Origin of the sequence: Ruegeria sp. HKCCD7251, from assembly GCF_013031165.1 — a bacterium.
Lineage (GTDB): Bacteria > Pseudomonadota > Alphaproteobacteria > Rhodobacterales > Rhodobacteraceae > Ruegeria.
Map to the genome: position 1 here is coordinate 405345 of NZ_WPZC01000002.1, position 18489 is coordinate 423833.

Below are 18489 nucleotides of genomic sequence, written 5' to 3' on the forward strand. Positions count from 1 at the left end.
CTGCAGATTAGCGCGCAGACCAAGCGTGTCGAGAGGCCGCCGGGGCACATTTTAAAATTTGCTGTGCAGGGCGCACATATCGCGGTTCCGGTCGTGGAGTTGTCGAGATATAGTGGTGGGCGACTCATTGCTGGAAAGGAATATTCATGCCGCTGTCCACCGACCAACTGGCCGAGATCGAAGCGCAACGGGCGCAATCGCATCCAACACGCCGCGTTGTGGCAGCGGGAATGGAGGATCACCTTTACACCGCGCATCAGGTCCTGGACCACGGTTTTGTGCGCGTGATCGACTATATGGGCGATGACGCCGCCATTTGTCAGGCCGCCCGCGTTTCCTATGGCAAGGGCACCAAATCCGTTCAGAACGACGAAGGCCTGATACGCTATTTGATGCGGCATTGGCACTCGACCCCGTTCGAGATGTGCGAGATCAAGCTGCACGTCAAACTGCCCGTCTTTGTCGCGCGTCAGTGGATTCGGCACCGGACGGCAAATGTGAACGAATACTCGGCCCGTTACTCGATCCTTGATCGTGAGTTCTACATCCCCGCGCCCGACCACGTCGCGGCGCAGTCCGAGATCAACAACCAGGGCCGAGGTGACGCCCTGCAGGGGGAAGAGGCCGCGCGCGTTCTGGAAATGCTCAAGGCAGATAGTGCCCGCTGTTACGACAACTATGAGGCGATGATCAGTCAGGATGGCCAGCAAGGATTGGCGCGCGAATTGGCGCGGATGAACTTGCCAGCAAATATTTATACGCAATGGTATTGGAAGGTGGACCTGCACAATCTGTTCCACTTCCTGCGTTTGCGCGCTGACCCGCATGCTCAGTATGAAATCCGTGTTTATGCCGACACCATGTGCAAGATCGTCGCCGACTGGGTGCCGTTTGCCTATCGTGCGTTCGAAGACTATCGGCTGGGCGCGGTGAACCTGTCTGCGCAGATGGTCGATTGCCTGCGCAGAATGCTGTCGGGCGAGACTGTGACACAGGAGAATTCAGGGATGACCGCGCGGGAATGGCGCGAGTTTCAGGGTGTCATCCAGAAAGGATGATGCCCGGATAAGGCATATCGGTTGTCTATACATTTTGTCATGAAACTGTTACGATCGGTGCATGACATTTGTGACAGCTCTTAGATACGTATGCGTTGGTTTGTTGTTGGTGACTCCGGTTTCTGCCAAGTCGCCAATAGCCGAAGTGATCTGCGAACCGACCCCGAAAATGCATGACAAGCTTCTTCGTCAGTTCGGGGCCAAGCGGCACGCAACCGGCCTGCGTGGACCCGAACAGTTGATGGAGGTCTGGACCAGTAAATCAGGTGACTGGACCATGGTCGTCACGTATTCGACGGGCACGTCATGCATTGTGGCAATGGGACAAGACTGGCATACCCGTGCCGAAGATAAACCGGCCCGAGGGTAAGGTCGCACACCTTTAGCGGCGGACAACGGCTGAAAATTAGCCGTTGGCCTGTTTTTAGTTCCCGCAGTAACGGGGAAATTAAAGCGGCTTCAAATCAGCGGCCATTTGGCGGCCATCACGTCCGTCTTGCAGCTCGTACGAGATTTTCTGATTGTCAGCGAGCCCGGTCAGACCGGACCGTTCTACGGCCGAGATATGAACAAATACGTCCTTGCCGCCCTCATCAGGGGCAATAAACCCATAGCCTTTAGTGGTATTAAACCATTTCACGGTGCCAGTTGGCATTTCCCGTGTCTCCTTCTACTTACACGTTGTCCCACAAATTGGTGGGGGTAGTGATTGACGCCACCGCAACACATCACCGCCTCGCCCACACGCCACGGCCCGGATTGCGCATTTCGTCTTTTTCAACATTGCACGGTGAAGTAAAAAATCAAGAATTACCGAGAGAAGCAGGCGAAAATGCTAAAAATTGGCTCAAAATCAGGAGTTGCCTAAAAATGCGCCTTTTTGGTCTAAAGACATGTGATACTTGCCGTAAGGCTTTGAAATCAATTCCTTCTGCCGAATTTGTTGATGTTCGCAGCCAAGGCGTGCCTGAATCTGTACTGTCTGAGGCGTTCGATATTTTCGGCGGTGGTTTGCTTAATACACGGTCCACCACATGGCGTGGTCTGGATGAAGAGCAGCGCGCGCGACCTCCGTTGGAGCTGATACAGGATCATCCGACCCTGATGAAACGACCGCTGATTGAACGGGATGGCGCGCTTTTTTTGGGTTGGACCCCGGAAACCAAGACAGCACTTGGCGTTTCCTGAAAGCGTACCTATCTGCTTTGACGCAAGAATGAGGACAAGAAATGCGTAACGCAGCGATGATTTTGGGTGTGATTGCCGGACTGATCGGTATGATTGTCGGCTTTTTTGGCTACGGCTATGTAGAGCTGATTGACCGGTTCGGCGAAGTCGAAGGGTTGGCCGAGCAAGTGGACAACGCCCAGCTTATTCAAACCATGTCCATCATTGCGCCCCTGCTGGCAATCGCGGGTGGGGCCATGGCTCATGCGCGGGCATTGTTCGGTGGGGTCTTACTGCTGATTTCCGCGGCTGGGATGTATTACGCGTTTGGGTTCAATGCGTTTACAATGTTCCCTGTGGCATTTGCTGCAGTGGCGGGCCTCCTTGGGCTGGCCGCGGGTAAACCGGACGAGCCCAAGGCGCATTTCTAGATCACTTCAGGCGCAGCAGACGATCAAGCGAGATCGGGCCTGCGCCGTTGATAACGATCACCAGGAACAGGAACGTCCACATGACGCGCTGATCCATCAGTGTGATAGCATTGTCGAAAAGGCCGCCCAGTTTCACACCGTGGCCGGTTACATCGACAATCGTTTGCACCCACACAAACCCGATCATGGCCAGCGCCGCGACCCGAGTCAGCAGTCCAACCAGCAACAAGACCGGCAGAACAAACTCGGCAACCGTACCCAGAAAGATCACTATGCGTTGAAAGAAGGTCATCTGGGTGACGTCGTACAAAACAGCCTCAGCCGCCTTGGGGAATATCTGACCGAACGCACCGGCAGAGGCCGAGAAAATAGATCCATCTATTTTCAGCGTCGCAGAGTTCCAATAGTAAACAAACAAAACAGCAACAAAAACCAACCGTGCAAGCGTCGGGGTCAGCCAGTTGGCTGAGCTGTCCAGCCGTCCCAGAACGTTGTTGTGAAGAGAGATCAGGGCAGTCATTGTGCCAGCCTTTCGATAGTCACAGAAGTAATGGCGCCACCTTGCAGCAGTAGCGCCAGAGTGTTCCCGAGATCAAACTCGGGGGTCATCGCAGATGTGTTTTCAAACGCCTGACCAATGGTCAAACCGGTCATCATATCTGCGATCCAATCCGCGCCGCCTGCGGGCAGCAAGTGCGGAGCGGGATCGTATTCGGGTCGGGTGACCAATACATCTTCGCCGATGGCCTGAGGCTTTGGTGCATCGTCTTGCGTATTAAAGCGCCAGATCGAGAATATCGGCCATTCGGACCGGATAATTTGCATCGACGGAGCGAATTCCAGTTTCGCCTGCATGACTTCTTCGGGAGAAACGGTCAGAGCCTCGGCGTCGACTGCCGTGCTGTCAGCGGCGTGGTAAGAGCGGCGCAGTGCCAATTCCAAACGGGCAACATCCGCGAGGTATCCAAGATGCGCCAACTGCTCCATCCCGGTCAGAAACTGGGGAAACTCCTCGCCATAGAACATCATCAGCGGGGTCGTCGGAGGGTGCTTGCGCAGAAATATCCCGGACAGCCCATCCATGTTCTGTGTACCGAGCAGCTTGGTGATCACCGGGAAGGCCTGATGCATCGCTTCGGTCAACGAAACGGCCACGTTATTGCGATAAACGCTGAAACGACGACCAGCAGGTTGATCGGATGAATCCACCAACCCGTCGGGAACCGCTTGGGAGGGATCCAGCAATGCAGTATGGAATGCGGTCTGAGATACACTCATGCCGGAATGCGGTCCAACGCCGTCTGCGCCCGTTCAGCCTCGGCCCTCAAGACAGGCCAGTCCGGTACGTCTGTGTCCCATTCAATCAAAACCGGCTTTGGGCCTGATTTTTCGAGTACATAGTCCAATAGCGCCCAGACAGGGTCAACGACTTCGCGCCCGTGGCTGTCGATCAGCAAAGGGTGGCCGTGGTCATCTTCGTCTTCGTCATGGCCGCCCAAATGAATCTCTCCGACCTTGTCCAGCGGATAGGCATCTATGTAGCCCTGTGGAGAGAAATCCAGATTGGTGGCCGAGACAAATACGTTGTTCACGTCCAGCAACAAACCGCATCCGGTGCGCCGGGTGATCTCGGCCAAAAACTCGGGCTCGGACCAGGTGCTTTCCTCGAAGGCGAGGTAGCTGGAAGGGTTTTCAAGCAGCATCTGCCGGCCAACAACGTCTTGCACCTGATCAATATGCTCGCAAATCCGGGCAAGGGTGGCGTCGGTATAGGGCAGGGGCAGCAAGTCGTTCAGGAAATGGCTGTCATGGGTCGACCAAGCCAGATGTTCCGAGAAACTTGCGGGGTTGAGCCAGCCGACAAGGTGCTTCAGGCGGGACAGATGATCGGAATCCAGCGGAGCCTCTCCTCCGATGGACAGGCCAACGCCGTGAACTGAAATGGGGAATTGTTCTGAAAGGTGACGAAGCTGCGCAAGCGGCCTGCCGCCGTCCCCCATATAGTTCTCGGCATGAATCTCAAGCCAGGCAACCGGGTTCGCGTGCTCGAGGATCTCGGCAAAGTGCTGGGGCTTGTAGCCGACGCCCGGTGCCGAAGGCAGTCTGTTCGATCGGATTGCATTGTCCAGCATGAGAATTTTCCCCGGTCACGAAAAAGAGGCGGGCGTTATGGCCCGCCCCCAAATTCTTCAAGGCTTAGGCTTATGCCGGCAGGTCGCGTTCCAGCGGCTCCAGCGAGCCTTTGCGGTCCGAACCATCTGCCGATTTCGGCAGTTCGATATCGGCGCAGGTGCCCGCATCGACAAGGGTCCAGGCGTTGCCCTGATAATCTACGGTCGATGTACCGGCGCAGGTGGTGCCGGGGCCCGCGGCGCAATCGTTTTCACCTGCTAGCGATACGCCATAGCACTTTTCCTTGGCTTGCGCGGTCGCGGTGGTGGCCATGCCAGATACTGCTGCAGCAACGGCACTTGCGATAACGAGGGATTTAGCGGTGTTCGACATCTCGGAAATCCTTTTGATGACTGCGTATGTCTGTGTTTGACAATGACAAAGGTAGTGGCTTTGAGGGCTCAGTTAAATTCACGAGCCCGTGTCTCACAACCCCGTCAGGCAAGGTCATGCCCTCTTGAAGGGTAACACATTGTTTTTGAAATCGAAAATGGAAAATATTTCAATCCGGCCCCGTCTTGGGGCCGGATCGCAGTCAAATTGATGCTGAATGTTACAGCAGATCGGGCGGAGTTGCCGCCTTTGACAGCTCAATTGTTACAGTCTCGAGGGATTGAACCTGAGTTTGTTTTTCACCCAGACGGCGCACGCTGACGGTACGGTCTTCGACTTCGCGGTGACCGACGGCCAAAATCACCGGCACTTTACCGACAGAATGCTCGCGGACTTTGTAGTTGATCTTTTCATTGCGAATGTCCGCTTCGGCCCGCACGCCTGCCGCTTTGAGCGTTTCCACCACTTCGGAGACATAGTCATCGGCCTCGGAGGTGATCGAGGCGACGACGACCTGACGCGGGGCCAGCCAGAAAGGCAGTTTGCCAGCGTGTTCCTCGATCAGGATGCCGATGAAGCGTTCGAACGAGCCCAGAGTCGCCCGGTGTAGCATGAAGGGGCGGTGTTTCGCGCCATCTGCGCCAATAAAGCTGGCGTCCAGACGCTCGGGCAGATTGGGGTCAACCTGCAGAGTTCCGCACTGCCATGTCCGGCCAATTGCATCGGTCAGAGTGAATTCCAGCTTGGGTCCGTAGAACGCCCCTTCGCCTTCGAGAACCTCATAGTCGTACCCGGCGGCCTTACAGGCATCCCCAAGGGCCTTTTCAACCAGATCCCAGCTTTCATCGGACCCGATCCGCTTTTCGGGGCGGGTGGACAGTTTGATCGTCCAGTCGTGGAAGCCTAGATCGGCATAGACCTTGGACAGGAACGCGATGAACTTGGCGGTTTCGGATTTAATCTGATCCTCGGCGCAGAAGATATGGCCATCGTCCTGCGTGAACCCCCGCACCCGCATGATACCGTGCAGCGCCCCCGAGGGTTCGTAACGCGCGCAAGATCCGAACTCGGCCATACGCAGAGGCAGGTCGCGATAGGACTTCAGGCCCTGATTGAACACCTGCACGTGGCAGGGGCAGTTCATCGGCTTCAGCGCGTTGATTGCCTTTTCGCGGGCATGCTCTTCGTCCACTTCGACGATGAACATGTTTTCCTGATATTTGTCCCAGTGACCCGAGGCCTCCCACAATTTGCGGTCGACAACTTGCGGGGTGTTGACCTCGACATAGCCGTCACGCTCCTGCATTCGGCGCATGTAGTCCTGAAGGGTGGTGTAGATTTTCCAGCCGTTCGGATGCCAGAAGATCTGACCGGGGGCCTCCTCCTGCATGTGGAACAGGTTCATCTCGCGGCCCAGCTTGCGGTGGTCGCGCTTGGCAGCCTCTTCCAGCATATGCAGGTGGGCTTTCAGCTTTTCCTTGCCGGTGAAAGCCACGCCATAGATCCGCTGCAACATCGCGCGGTCGCTGTCACCACGCCAATAGGCGCCCGCGATGGACATCAGCTTGAACGCATCGCCGGGCAGTTGGCCGGTGTGCTGCAGGTGCGGACCGCGGCACAGGTCTTGCCAGTGGCCGTGCCAGTACATCCGCAGCGGTTCATCGCCCGGAATGGCTTCGATCAGCTCGACCTTATAGGGCTCGTTATTGGCTTTGTAGAATTCGATCGCGCGGTCGCGGTCCCAGACCTCGGTGGTGACGGGGTCGCGCTTGTTGATGATCTCTTTCATCTTTTTCTCGATGAGGCCGAGATCTTCGGGCGTGAAGGGTTCCTCGCGGTCAAAGTCATAGTACCAGCCATTGTCGATCACGGGGCCGATGGTGACTTTGGTGGCGGGCCAGATTTCCTGCACGGCGCGGGCCATGACATGCGCCAGATCGTGGCGGATCAGTTCATTGGCCTGATCTTCATCCTTCATGGTATGGATGGCGATTTGGGCATCTGCTTCGATGGGCCATTGCAGATCCCAATGCTTGCCGTCGACCGTGGCCGAGATCGCTTTTTTGGCCAGCGAGGTCGAGATATCGGCAGCCACCTGCGCGGGCGTTACGCCTGCGTCATAGGAACGTGCATTGCCATCGGGAAAAGTGAGAGAGACGGATTTTGAATCCAGGGCCATGGTTGGCTCTCCTCGTCGGTTTGGCGCCCACTGAACGCCCGGTTGCGGGTTATTTGCGTTTGGCTGCTTTGGCAGGTGGGGGGGCGTGTGTCAAGGGCGGGAGCGAGGGGCGCTGCCCCGCCGCCATTGGCGTTTGAACCAATGGCGCACCAATGGCGGCACCCCGGGATATTTTTAGCCAGATGAAGGGCGGATCGGGGAATTGCGGTTGGGGTTGGGACGTGCATGATGTGGGCAAAGCAAAGAGGGTTTTATGGCTGTGGCTGAATTTCTGGACACCGCGCAGGGGCGGCGGTTGGCGTATCACAAAAGCGAGGGGGCGGGGCCGACGGTGGTTTTTCTGGGCGGTCTCAAGTCTGACATGGAGGGCACCAAGGCGGTGCATCTTGAGGCCTGGGCGAAGGAGCGCGGGCAGGCGTTTTTGCGGTTCGACTATTCCGGGCACGGTGAAAGCGGGGGCGCTTTCGAAGAGGGGTGCATCGGGGAATGGCATGAGGATACAGCGGCTGCGGTTGCCGAGTTAACTGAGGGGCCTTTGATTGTCGTTGGGTCTTCGATGGGCGGATGGCAGGCCTTGTTGCTGGCCAAGATGATGCCGGATCGGATTGCAGGCTTGGTCACGATCGCGGCCGCGCCGGATTTTACCGAGGATGGATACTGGGCCTCGTTCACGGATGCTCAGAAACAGGCGCTGGAGGAGGTGGGGCGTGTTGAGCTGCCGTCGGACTATATGGAGCCCTACATCATTACGAAACGGATGATCGAAGATGGCCGTGCCCGACTTGTCCTGCGTAGCCCGTTGGAGCTGCCATTTCCGGTGCGCTTTTTGCAGGGCACCGAGGATACTGCGGTTTCAACGGCAACTGCGGTCAGACTGCTAGAACATGCGTCTGGACCCGACATGAGGTTGCTGCTTGTCAAAGATGCGGATCATCGGTTTTCGGACGGGCCGTGTCTTGGGCTGATCGAGCAGGCCGTCATAGATGTGATGAATGCGTCATGATGCGGCTAATAGGTCGTCTGTGTTTGGCTCTTATCGCTATTGGGGGCCTAATTTACTGGTTTGGCCCACGCGAAGACGTAGACCTTCATCCTCAGTTTGATCCTCGGAAATTTGGCGAGGGCGTCCAAGTCTATTTCGAAAGCGTCGAGTCGGCGTTTGAAGATATCGTCCCTGGTGTTGAGAAACGCGTGATCTGGCAGGACGGTTTCAAAGAGCGCAGAACTCCGGTTTCTGTTCTCTATCTGCACGGATTCTCCGCGTCATCCGAGGAAATTCGCCCGGTGCCCGATATGGTCGCTGACGCGCTGGGGGCAAATCTGGTCTATACGCGGCTGCAGGGGCACGGGCGTAGCAGCGAGGCAATGGCGGATGGAACGGCCTCGGGCTGGATGCAGGATCTGGCCGAGGGGCTGGCTGCGGCGCGTGCGGTGGGCGATCAGGTTGTCGTGATTTCGACGTCGACAGGCGGAACGCTGGCGGCAGCCGCTGCCGTAGACGAAGACCTGAGCCGGGATCTGGCGGGTATTGTCTTTGTCTCGCCCAATTTCGGAGTGAACACACCTGGTGCCTGGATACCCGGATTACCTTGGGCGCGGGATTGGCTGCCTGTTCTGATGGGAGAGACACGGGACGTCTCTGGCCCGGACCCAGAGAAGAACCTGTATTGGTCAACGACCTATCCTTGGGAAGCGGTCGTGCCAATGACGGTGTTGGTGGATGCGGTGAATAGGCTTGATTTCTCTGGCGCAAAGGTCCCGGCGTTGTTTTGGTTTTCGGATGATGATCAGGTTGTACGGCCAGATATCACGCACGAGGTTGCGGCGGCGTGGGGCGCGCCGTCGACAACAGAATTGGTGACAATGGGCCCCGGAGATGACCCCGCCTCGCATGTTGTCGCCGGGAGGCTGATGTCACCAGGGCAAACGGATGCGACTGTAGCTGGTATCTTGAACTGGCTAGAAACATTGGGGATCAGGTAACGCAGGGGGGGTGATGCGTAAACCAGCCAGCATGTGGAGCCTTGAAACCCTTGGCAGGGTGCGTCTGTCTCGTCATTTTTTTATGCGCGATTTTCTGTATTCCGAGATTGGCAACTTTCACGAAAAACAGAACATTCCCGACAATCCCGATTTGGCGATCCAGACGGGTCGTGCCCTGTGCTCAACCCTTCTAGATCCGCTGGAGGAAACCTTTGGCCGGGTCGCGGTGCGGTCTGGTTATCGCTCACCTTCCTTGAACCGGTTCGGAAATGAAAACCGTCTGAACTGTGCCCGAAATGACAATCCTCTGGAATGCCATATCTGGGATCGTGGGGAAGGGGATGAGAGGATCGCCGGGGCCTCGGTCGTGATCCCATGGTTTGCGGATCAATACGAAACCGGACGCGACTGGCGCGATCTTGCGTGGTGGATGCATGACCATCTGGATTACTCCGAAATCTGGTTTTTCCCCAAGCTGTGCGCGTTCAATCTGGTCTGGAGGCCGATACCCCTTCGCCGGATCGACAGCTATATCGTGCCGCGCGGCACCTTGTTGCGCGCAGGTGCCAAGCCGACTGAAAATCTAAGCACCCGGAAGGCGCGTTATGCGGATTTTCCGAAGTTCCGGGGAATAGACTATCCCTGAGTTTTTTCTTGCCGACATTAGAAAAACCTCACATCCTGCGGAAAAGTAACGCCAAGGTGGTCGAATTTAAGGAGGCCCTGCGTGATCGAACCGTTGGTTTTTCTACCCGGGTTCATGTGCGACGCGCGGTTGTTCGGAGCTCAGATACTCTACCTGTCTTACCAACGCGCGGTGACGGTTGCCCCGGTGACGACGGGTGACCGCATCGAAGAGATCGCCTCTGGCTTGCTGGACCAACTACCGCATCGTTTTGCCCTGGGTGGGTTCAGCATGGGCGGCGTTGTCGCGTTAGAGATCGTTCGGCGTGCACCTCAGCGCGTGTCCCGATTGTGCCTGATGTCGACAGACGCGCAGGCCGATACACCTCAGATCGCTGCGGACCGGGAAGAGCTTATCGTAGGCGCAAGGTCGGGGCGGCTTGAGGATGTCATGAACAGGTTGATTGGTTCCGAGACTTTGGCACCGGGTCTGGGGCGCGTTCCCGTCTTGAAAGAAGTCATGGCGATGGCAAGGGAAATGGGGGCAGACGTCTTCGAACGTCAGATGCGCGCCCTGCAACGGCGTCCTGATCAGCAAGGCGCGCTGAGGCATATCAATGTACCAACGCTGGTTTTATGCGGGGCGCACGATCAGCTTACGCCCGTGCGTCGGCATGCGTTCATGGCGGAAATGATCCCAAATGCCGAGTTGAAAGTCATTGACGAAGCTGGGCATCTGCCCCCGCTCGAGGCACCTGCAGCCGTGAACACGGCACTTGAATCCTGGCTGAACACCCCGGTTCGGCTGCCCTATTTGTAAAACGCTGCCCGTTCAGATTGGCTAAGGATTACAGGCGTTGCCACGGGCTGTCTGGTATTGGGGTCGAAGAAGACGGAGTTCTTCCAACTTCCGGAAATCCGCGACTTGAGCACGCGCGAAATCAATCCTTTGACAGCTGGCCCCAGCTTTTCATGGGATTGTTTGCCGTCGGGTTGCGGAACAAACCCTCGGGTCGTGATGGGACCCAAACCGCTTGGGTCTGCAATTCGTTTCACGATGAACCCCGCAAAGGGGAATTTCGGCGTTCGGGTCGTCACTGCAAGTGGCGCGTTACAGCAACTTGCGTACCAGCGCAGCATACCCTTGGGGCTGAGTTGCATCAGCGCCAAGTGTTCGGCCCCGCCGTCGATCCTGATTTCTTCTGGCAGCATCTGCAGCACCTCGACAGGGCCGGGGGCCGGGTCGGGTTGCCCGAAATACAGCTGAGCGGCGCGGCAGTCATGGCAGAAACACACAGTATGCGTTCCAGATTTCGCGCCCGCAGCGGTGATCGCGCCGTGAAGCGCGCCACAATTGCAGGAAAAAGCGAAATCCTTCGCCATGGAATTTGGCATGGTGATCAGGCGACTTTGTTCTTGTTCGCCGCCCGACGGCGCGGTTTACGCGTGTTGGCGTTCATGAAGTCGATGACCAGCGGGCGGATGTTGTCGCGCCAACTGCGGCCAGCAAAGATACCGTAATGTCCCGCGCCGGGTTCAACATGGCTTGCCTTTTTCGAATCTGGCAGCCCGGTGCACAGGTCAAGCGCCGCGATACATTGACCGGGGGCAGAGATATCGTCATTTGCCCCCTCGACTGTTTTCACGGCGACGTCGGTGATTTTCCCGATATCAACCTTGTGGCCTGCAACGACAAACTCGTTCCGCGCAATTTCGCGGTTTTTAAAGACACGTTCGACCGTCGACAGATAGAATTCCGCGGTCATGTCCATCACCGCCAGATACTCATCATAGAACCGGTTATGTGCGTCATGATCCGACGCCTCGCCGCGCATGACGCGCTGAATCTGATCCGAAAACGCCTTGGAATGGCGATCCGCGTTCATGGACATGAATGACGCCAGTTGCAGCAGGCCGGGATAAACCATGCGACCAACGCCTTTGTACTTGAAGCCGACGCGCTGAATCATGGTCTCTTCCAGCTGGCCCATTGTCACGCGGCGGCCAAAATCGGTTACGTCAGTGGGTGTTGCGTCCGGGTCAACAGGTCCGCCGATCAGCGTCAGCGTGCTGGGCTGCGCTTTGGGCTCTACCTCGGCCAGATACGCGGTGGCGGCCAGTGTCAGCGGGGCGGGTTGGCAAACTGCAACAACATGCGTCTCTGGTCCCAGTTCTTTCATGAAATCGACAAGATAGAGGGTATAGTCCTCTACATCGAACTTTCCTTCGGACACGGGGATATCGCGCGCATTATGCCAGTCGGTGACGTAGACTTCGCAATTGACCAACAGGCTTTTGACTGTCGAGCGCAGCAGCGTTGCATAGTGGCCGGACATGGGCGCGACCACCAGAACCTTGCGCGCTTGTTCTTCGCGCCCGTTCACGCGGACGTGGATCAGGTCGCCGAACGGACGCTCCAACACGGGGACGATATCGACAATATGGTCCCGGCCGTCCTCGCAGGTATAGGTGCGAATGCCCCAGTCGGGTTTGGCAATCATGCGCTGAAAGGTGCGTTCTGTCACCTCGCCCCAGGCCGCCATCATGCTGAACACTGGATTGGGAACCATCGAAAACAGTGGGTAAGAGGCCATCGCACTGGCGGTTGCACCCATCCACTGGTTGGTGTTGCGCATGGTTTCCATCAAGTCGTAGGTCATCATGTAGCGCATAAAATGGGTCTCCTGGGTATCAGTCTGAAAGTTCGGACCATTCGCCGCTTTGCCCATGGCATTTGCGACGTTATTCTGCATAGCAGCGAGGTTAGGGGGGAATTGTTAAAATGACAACAAGTCAAGACCAGAGTCCGGAGCTAACCGAGGAACACCTTGAACGGCTTAAAGAAAATATGAACAAAGTCGAAGAGCTTTCAAAGCGTCTGGTGAAAGTGATGGCCGGAAAAAAGGGCCACAACCCCGCGCTGGACGGTCCGAATCAAGAGCTTTTTGCACGAGCAGCAACAGCGTATTTTTCCGAGGCATGGCAAAATCCCGCCAAGCTGATGGAACATCAGATCGAATTCTGGGGAAAATCCGTTCTAAACTTTGCTGAAGCGCAGAAGGCCATGACGACGGGCGAAGTTGATGACAGCGATACCGCCCCTAAAGACAAGCGCTTCAGCAATCCTATGTGGGAAGTAAATCCCTATTTCCGCTTTATCCGCCAGCAGTATCAAACCAATGCCGAGGTCATCACACAGGCCGTCGCGTCGGTTGAAGATATGGACGACAAGGACAAAAAGCGCCTGCGGTACTTCTCGCAACAGATCATCGAAATGATGTCTCCGACCAATTTTCTGGCAACCAATCCGGACGCTTTGGAGAAGGCGGTCGAAACCGAGGGGCAATCGCTGATAAAGGGGCTGGAAAACCTGGTTGCCGATCTTGAAGCCAATGATGGTGAAATGGTTGTCAGGCTGGCGGATGAGAGCGCCTTTGAAGTGGGTGGCAACATCGCCACAACGCCGGGTGAGGTTGTGTATCGCAACCGGCTAATGGAATTGATCCAATACAAGCCTGCAACCGAGACAGTTTGCGAAACGCCGCTTGTTCTGTTCCCGCCCTGGATCAACAAGTTCTACATTCTGGATCTCAAGGCGCAGAACAGTCTGATCAAATGGGTGACCGAGCAGGGATATACCTTGTTTGTCGTAAGCTGGGTGAATGCAAATGAATCCCACGCTGATATTGGTATGGGGGATTACGTCGAAGAAGGGTTCCTGACCGCGATCGAACAGGTCAAGTCGATCTGCAAGGTCAAGCAGGTGAACGCTGTAGGTTACTGTATCGCGGGAACCACGCTTAGCCTGACCCTGTCCCTTCTCAAGCAGCGGGGGGACAAGTCGATCAAGTCGGCCACGTTTTTTACCGCCCTCACGGATTTCGGCGATCAAGGAGAGTTCACGCCCTTCTTGCAAAACGACTTCGTGGACGGAATCGAAGATCAGATTTCCAAGGATGGAATTCTGAAAGCCTGGCTGGTTGGACGAACGATGTCGTTCCTGCGCTCGAATGATCTGATCTATGGTCCTGCGATCCGCAGCTATATGATGGGCGAGACACCACCCGCATTCGACCTGCTGTTCTGGAACGGAGATGGTGCGAATTTGCCCGGTCGCATGGCTGTGGAGTATCTGCGCGGCTTGTGCCAGAGCAACGACTTCGTCAACGACGGGTTCGAGTTGCTGGGGCATAAACTGCATGTCCGTGATGTCGACGTTCCGTTGATGGCCATCACCTGCGAAACGGACCACATTGCAGCATGGAAGGATTGCTATCGCGGCGTGCAGCAGATGGGATCGAAGTCAAAGACGTTCATTGTGTCAGAATCCGGCCATATCGCGGGGATCGTGAACCCGCCCAGCAAAAAGAAATATGGGCATTACACCAACACCAATTTGAAAGCGGATGCCGAGACTTGGATGAAAGAGGCCGAGTACCATCAGGGATCGTGGTGGCCCCGCTGGGAGGCCTGGCTAAAAAAGCGGTCAGGCAAACAGGTTCAGGCCCGTACACCGGGCGATTCGGATCATCCGCCACTGGCGCCCGCGCCCGGAACGTATGTTTTGGTTAAGTCAACGAATTGATTTTGTGTGAGTTTTTATTTTTTGCTGCGGCGCAGCAATAAATTTCTTGCAATGCTGCGTTGCAGCAACCATATTGTCCTCAAGCTGATGAAAACCGGGGTGGGCCCGGTTCGGCAAAAGGATTAGGACAATGGCAAAGACTCAAGACTTTACCGCGACCCTGAAAGACATGATGGGCGCGTTCCCTGTTGACACCACCGCTCTGGAAGGTGCCTTCAAGTCGACCGCAAGCCTGAACGAAAAGCTGTCGGGTGTTGCGCTGGACGCCGCTGAAAAGTCGGCTGAAATCTCTAACAAATGGACCAAAGACACTCTGGCCAAACTGACCGAGATGTCGAAAGCAAAAGCAGAACCTGCTGAATACGCAAAAGCTGCGACTGATTTCGCAAGCGCGTCGGCTGAAGTTGCTGCAGAAAACCTGGCGGCCTTCGCTGAAATCGCGAAAAAAGTTCAGACCGAAACTGTTGAGCTGCTGATGGCTGCCGGCAAAGAAGCTGCGGAAGACGCAACTGCTGCTGTCAAGAAAGCAACCAACGACGTGACAGCCGCTGCCAAGAAAGCAACTGCTGCCAAGTAATAAAATGAATGCCGCGAGGCGCACCCATTCCTCCCAACCGGTGCAATCGCGCAGGGCAGGTCGAAAGACCTGCCCTTTCTTTTTGTGCTGCAGTCGCATAACCTCTGCTGCAACGCATCATCCTTGGGGAGGGAAACCGGTGGCAGACCAGGAAAAACCGTTACTAATCAAACGATATGCCAGTCGTCGGCTGTATAACACCGAGACCAGCGATTACGTCACGCTTGAGGATATCGCGGCGTTTATTCGTGACGGGCGGGAAGTGCAGATTATCGACCTGAAAACCGGGGATGATCTGACACGGCAATATCTGCTTCAAATCATTGCTGAACATGAAAGCCGGGGCGAGAATGTGCTGCCTGTGAATGTGCTGAATGATCTTGTGCGCAGTTACATGTTGCCGGGCGGGGGTATGATGCCTCAGTTCCTGCAAAGCTCGTTCGAGATGCTGCGCGAAAGCCAAAGCAAAATGATGGAAAACATGAGCGCAATGAACCCCATGTCTCAGATGCCGGGGTTCGAGGCAATGCAGGCGCAGCAACAGGCATTTCTTAAAGCGATGACCGGTGGTTTGTCCGGCGGTTGGTCCGGTCCGGACAAGGAAGACGAGGGTAAGTCAGAGCCGAAAGAGGATCTGGACGATATCAAAAAGCAGCTTGCCGAATTGCAGCAGAAATTGTCCAAGCTGAACTGATCCAGCCTTTCAAAACGAATAAAGCCCGCCTTTTGGCGGGCTTTTTTGTGATGGGCTGTCGTTCAGGTGCCGAAGGCCATCGCTGGTGCGGTAACCTCGCCGACGGATGCCAGCAGAATATCGGCAATTACGTCCAATTCTTCGCGGGTCAGGCGCACAGGCAAGCGAACGTCGCAAGCCTTCATCAACATTGCGCGGGTTTGCGGCAATTCGACCTGCTCAGGCAGGAATTGCCAGTTCCAAAAGGCGCGGGCATTGTCTTCGCTCAGACCAAAAACTTGGACTTTGACCCCGCGCGCCTCTGATGCCGCCGCAAAAGCGCGGATGTCATCATCGCTGAGGTCGACCAAGTTGAACTGGATCGAGTCCGGGGCCCGGCGTTCGGGCGACAGCGGGGCGGGCACGTCGATATTCGGCGACGTGTTCAGGCGATCCGCGACATAGTCGTGGTTGGACAGACCGTCGCGCACGCGACGCGCCAGTTCAGGGATCTGTGGTCGGATCACGGCGGCGCTGAGGTTGCTCATCCGCAGATTATAAAGCGGTAGCTTGTTCTGCCAGCGCGCAAAGGCTTGCTCCAACTCCGGCGAGTTGTCTCCGTGCGGGCCTTTATGCTTTTTCCAGTTATGCTCATAAGCGCCCGACATGATGACGGCGCGCGCCACCAAATCCGCGTCATCGGTGATCAGAATGCCGCCTTCGCCCGCGTTGATCATCTTGTAGGACTGGAACGAGAAACAGCCGACCTTACCGATCGTGCCAATATTGCGCCCGTGCCACGTGGTGCCCAGCGAATGGGCTGCATCCTCGATTACCGGAATGTCGCGAGCGTCACACAGCGCCATGATCGCGTCCATGTCGGACGTGTGTCCGCGCATATGGCTGATGATCACGGCCTGAACATCGTCCAGTTTGGTGGCAAAGTCTGCCATATCTATGCGGTAATTGTCGGCAACTTCGCACAGTACCGGAATGCAATCTGCGTGAACGACCGAGGACGGAACAGCCGCAAAGGTAAAGCCGGGGATCAGGACACGTGCGTCGCGCGGCAGGCCCAAGGCTTTGAGCGACAGGAACAGCGCAGCCGAGCAGGACGAAACCGCCAGCGCGTATTTGGTACCTAGCAACTCGGCGAATTCAGCCTCAAGCAAAGCAACCGGCGCGTCTTGCGGCGCGGTATAGCGGAACAGGTCGCCCGACTGCATCAAGGCGTCGATGGCTTCGCGGGCGGCAACGGGGATGGGTTCGGCGTCATGAACGTTTGGAGGAAGCGTCATATTTGGTTTTCTCGAATTCTATCTTTGGGAAAGATAAAGCTAATCCTCGGTCAATCCAAGTCTTCATTCGCCCTTACGGCGAAATTTCACCAATCTGTCGTAAATCAAAGGCCCAGCCGGTCCCGCAGCGCAAACCATGTCATCGCCAGCACCAGCAGGGGGCTGCGCAGGGCGGCGCCCCCTGGGAAGGGTAGGGTTGGGACGCGGGTCATCGTGTCGAACCCTTCGGCCTGCCCTTGAATGGCCAGCGCCATCAATTGCCCTGCATGGGTCGCAGTTCCAACGCCGTGACCAGAGTAACCCGAAGCTGACAGGATATTGGGCGCAACCCGCGTCAGATAGGGCATCCGCCGCATGGTGATCGCCAGCGTACCACCCCAAGCATAGTCGATCTTCACATCGCGCAGATGCGGAAAAATCTCGACCATCGGTTTGCGCACCTTGGCGGCGATGTCGGACGGGAAGCGATAACCATAGCTCTCGCCGCCGCCAAACAGCAGCCGGTTATCGGCGCTAAGGCGGAAGTAGTTCACCACGAATTTCGTATCGGCCACAGCGACGTCGCGCGTCAGCACACGAGCGGTGTCAGTGCCCAATGGTTCAGTCGCTGCGATGAAATTGTTGATCGGCATGACCCGCGCGGCGACCTTGCCGTTCAGGCCGCCCAAGTATCCGTTGCAGGCCAGAATGACGTGATCCGCGAAGACTTTGCCTTGCGCAGTATGGACGATGGCGGGCGTGGCTTCCTCGATCCCCGTCACCTCGGTGCTTTCATAAATCCGCACGCCCGCCTTGGCTGCGGCCTGCGCCAGACCCAAAGCATAGTTCAGCGGGTGCAGATGGGCGGCCCCCATATCCAGATAGCCTCCGCGATAGGCAGGCGAGGGGCATAGGCCATGGCCCGTACCTTCGTCCAGCAGTTCCATCTGGTCATAGCCATAGCGGTCGGACAGATGCGCCGCGTGGTCGTGCAGCTCCTGCTGTTCGCCGGTGCTGAGGCCCAGAACGGCAACGCCCGGTTTCAGGTCGCAGTCGATCTGGTGCTTGGCGATCAGCGATTTGACCAGAGCCTTTGCGTCTTCGGCCAGATCCCACAGCTTGGCGGCGTCGTCATCGCCCACCAGCCGCTCAAGATCTTCCTGATCCATCCGCTGTGCACTGCCCAATTGACCGCCATTGCGACCCGACGCGCCGAAGCCCACGCAATGCGCTTCAAGCAGGGTCACGCGGAATCCGGCTTCGGCCAGATGCAGCGCAGCGGACAAACCCGTGTATCCGCCGCCGACCACGCAGACATCCGCCTTTTCGTCGCCCGCCAGAACAGGAAAACGGTCGATCGGATTGGCCGTGGCCGCGTACCAACTGGCCGGGTACTCGGCCTTGCGGTCGTTGGAATAGAGCAGGTTCAT

21 protein-coding genes are annotated in these 18489 nt (G+C 56.7%); 11 read left to right on the top strand and 10 right to left on the bottom strand.

Going from position 1 to position 18489, the window contains the following annotated elements:
- Positions 1-146: 146 nt before the first annotated feature.
- A complete protein-coding gene (gene thyX / locus GOX75_RS08155) occupies positions 147-1058 on the top strand; it encodes an FAD-dependent thymidylate synthase (RefSeq protein WP_171122085.1) in 912 nt (303 codons plus the stop codon).
- A 61-nt stretch (positions 1059-1119) separates the two neighbouring features.
- On the top strand, positions 1120-1428 hold the full coding sequence (locus GOX75_RS08160) for a hypothetical protein (RefSeq protein WP_171122086.1): 309 nt from the start codon (positions 1120-1122) through the stop codon (positions 1426-1428).
- Positions 1429-1506: 78 nt separating this feature from the next.
- On the opposite strand, the gene GOX75_RS08165 is transcribed toward GOX75_RS08160, so the two are convergent.
- The gene (locus tag GOX75_RS08165; RefSeq protein WP_170382500.1) at positions 1507-1713 is read right to left on the bottom strand and encodes a cold-shock protein; all 207 of its coding nucleotides are present in this window, start codon (positions 1711-1713) and stop codon (positions 1507-1509) included.
- Between the two features lie 215 nt (positions 1714-1928).
- Between GOX75_RS08165 and GOX75_RS08170 the strand changes: the two genes are divergently transcribed.
- Positions 1929-2246, top strand: coding sequence for an ArsC/Spx/MgsR family protein (locus GOX75_RS08170; RefSeq protein WP_171122347.1), 318 nt, complete (start codon positions 1929-1931; stop codon positions 2244-2246).
- A 41-nt stretch (positions 2247-2287) separates the two neighbouring features.
- The gene (locus GOX75_RS08175; protein ID WP_171122087.1) at positions 2288-2656 is read left to right on the top strand and encodes a hypothetical protein; all 369 of its coding nucleotides are present in this window, start codon (positions 2288-2290) and stop codon (positions 2654-2656) included.
- A gap of 1 nt (position 2657) precedes the next feature.
- On the opposite strand, the gene GOX75_RS08180 is transcribed toward GOX75_RS08175, so the two are convergent.
- The 5 genes from GOX75_RS08180 to thrS all read right to left on the bottom strand — a co-directional run bounded on the left by GOX75_RS08180 (position 2658) and on the right by thrS (position 7340).
- Positions 2658-3176, bottom strand: coding sequence for a DoxX family membrane protein (locus GOX75_RS08180; RefSeq protein WP_171122088.1), 519 nt, complete (start codon positions 3174-3176; stop codon positions 2658-2660).
- Positions 3173-3934: a DNA-binding domain-containing protein gene (locus tag GOX75_RS08185; protein ID WP_171122089.1), complete on the bottom strand. Its 762-nt coding sequence runs from the start codon at positions 3932-3934 to the stop codon at positions 3173-3175. The genes GOX75_RS08180 and GOX75_RS08185 overlap by 4 nt, the downstream gene beginning before the upstream one ends.
- A complete protein-coding gene (locus tag GOX75_RS08190; protein ID WP_171122090.1) occupies positions 3931-4788 on the bottom strand; it encodes a DUF692 family multinuclear iron-containing protein in 858 nt (285 codons plus the stop codon). Before GOX75_RS08190 ends, GOX75_RS08185 begins: the two co-directional genes overlap by 4 nt.
- A gap of 70 nt (positions 4789-4858) precedes the next feature.
- Entirely contained in the window at positions 4859-5161 is a 303-nt protein-coding gene (locus tag GOX75_RS08195) for a DUF2282 domain-containing protein (protein WP_171122091.1), read from the bottom strand.
- A 220-nt stretch (positions 5162-5381) separates the two neighbouring features.
- On the bottom strand, positions 5382-7340 hold the full coding sequence (gene thrS / locus GOX75_RS08200; protein ID WP_171122092.1) for a threonine--tRNA ligase: 1959 nt from the start codon (positions 7338-7340) through the stop codon (positions 5382-5384).
- A gap of 253 nt (positions 7341-7593) precedes the next feature.
- Here thrS and GOX75_RS08205 point away from each other — a divergent pair, with 253 nt between their 5' ends.
- From GOX75_RS08205 to GOX75_RS08220, 4 genes are all read left to right on the top strand, one after another.
- Positions 7594-8343 carry a carboxylesterase gene (locus GOX75_RS08205; RefSeq protein ID WP_171122093.1) on the top strand — a complete coding sequence of 250 codons (750 nt, stop codon included), beginning with the start codon at positions 7594-7596 and terminating at the stop codon, positions 8341-8343.
- Positions 8340-9323: a carboxylesterase gene (locus tag GOX75_RS08210; protein WP_171122094.1), complete on the top strand. Its 984-nt coding sequence runs from the start codon at positions 8340-8342 to the stop codon at positions 9321-9323. Before GOX75_RS08205 ends, GOX75_RS08210 begins: the two co-directional genes overlap by 4 nt.
- Positions 9324-9354: 31 nt before the next feature.
- Positions 9355-9969 carry a hypothetical protein gene (locus tag GOX75_RS08215; protein WP_171122348.1) on the top strand — a complete coding sequence of 205 codons (615 nt, stop codon included), beginning with the start codon at positions 9355-9357 and terminating at the stop codon, positions 9967-9969.
- 81 nt (positions 9970-10050) lie between these two features.
- Positions 10051-10767, top strand: coding sequence for an alpha/beta fold hydrolase (locus GOX75_RS08220; protein ID WP_171122095.1), 717 nt, complete (start codon positions 10051-10053; stop codon positions 10765-10767).
- On the opposite strand, the gene GOX75_RS08225 is transcribed toward GOX75_RS08220, so the two are convergent.
- Together GOX75_RS08225 and phaZ are read right to left on the bottom strand one after the other, a co-directional pair.
- Positions 10758-11330 carry a DUF6151 family protein gene (locus GOX75_RS08225; RefSeq protein ID WP_254428706.1) on the bottom strand — a complete coding sequence of 191 codons (573 nt, stop codon included), beginning with the start codon at positions 11328-11330 and terminating at the stop codon, positions 10758-10760. The two genes, GOX75_RS08220 and GOX75_RS08225, sit on opposite strands and share 10 nt — an antisense overlap.
- Before the next feature lie 17 nt (positions 11331-11347).
- Positions 11348-12619, bottom strand: coding sequence for a polyhydroxyalkanoate depolymerase (gene phaZ / locus GOX75_RS08230; protein ID WP_171122097.1), 1272 nt, complete (start codon positions 12617-12619; stop codon positions 11348-11350).
- A 110-nt stretch (positions 12620-12729) separates the two neighbouring features.
- Here phaZ and GOX75_RS08235 point away from each other — a divergent pair, with 110 nt between their 5' ends.
- From GOX75_RS08235 to phaR, 3 genes are all read left to right on the top strand, one after another.
- Complete coding sequence (locus GOX75_RS08235) at positions 12730-14532, top strand: alpha/beta hydrolase (protein WP_171122098.1); 1803 nt, start codon at positions 12730-12732, stop codon at positions 14530-14532.
- A 130-nt stretch (positions 14533-14662) separates the two neighbouring features.
- Complete coding sequence (locus GOX75_RS08240) at positions 14663-15109, top strand: phasin family protein (RefSeq protein ID WP_171122099.1); 447 nt, start codon at positions 14663-14665, stop codon at positions 15107-15109.
- A gap of 139 nt (positions 15110-15248) precedes the next feature.
- Positions 15249-15803 carry a polyhydroxyalkanoate synthesis repressor PhaR gene (gene phaR, locus GOX75_RS08245; RefSeq protein ID WP_171122100.1) on the top strand — a complete coding sequence of 185 codons (555 nt, stop codon included), beginning with the start codon at positions 15249-15251 and terminating at the stop codon, positions 15801-15803.
- Between the two features lie 62 nt (positions 15804-15865).
- Here the strand turns inward: phaR and GOX75_RS08250 are convergent, their stop codons facing one another.
- Together GOX75_RS08250 and GOX75_RS08255 are read right to left on the bottom strand one after the other, a co-directional pair.
- Positions 15866-17080: a DegT/DnrJ/EryC1/StrS aminotransferase family protein gene (locus GOX75_RS08250; RefSeq protein ID WP_171122101.1), complete on the bottom strand. Its 1215-nt coding sequence runs from the start codon at positions 17078-17080 to the stop codon at positions 15866-15868.
- A gap of 104 nt (positions 17081-17184) precedes the next feature.
- Positions 17185-18489, bottom strand: a complete 1305-nt coding sequence (locus GOX75_RS08255; protein WP_171122102.1) for an FAD-binding oxidoreductase — start codon at positions 18487-18489, stop codon at positions 17185-17187.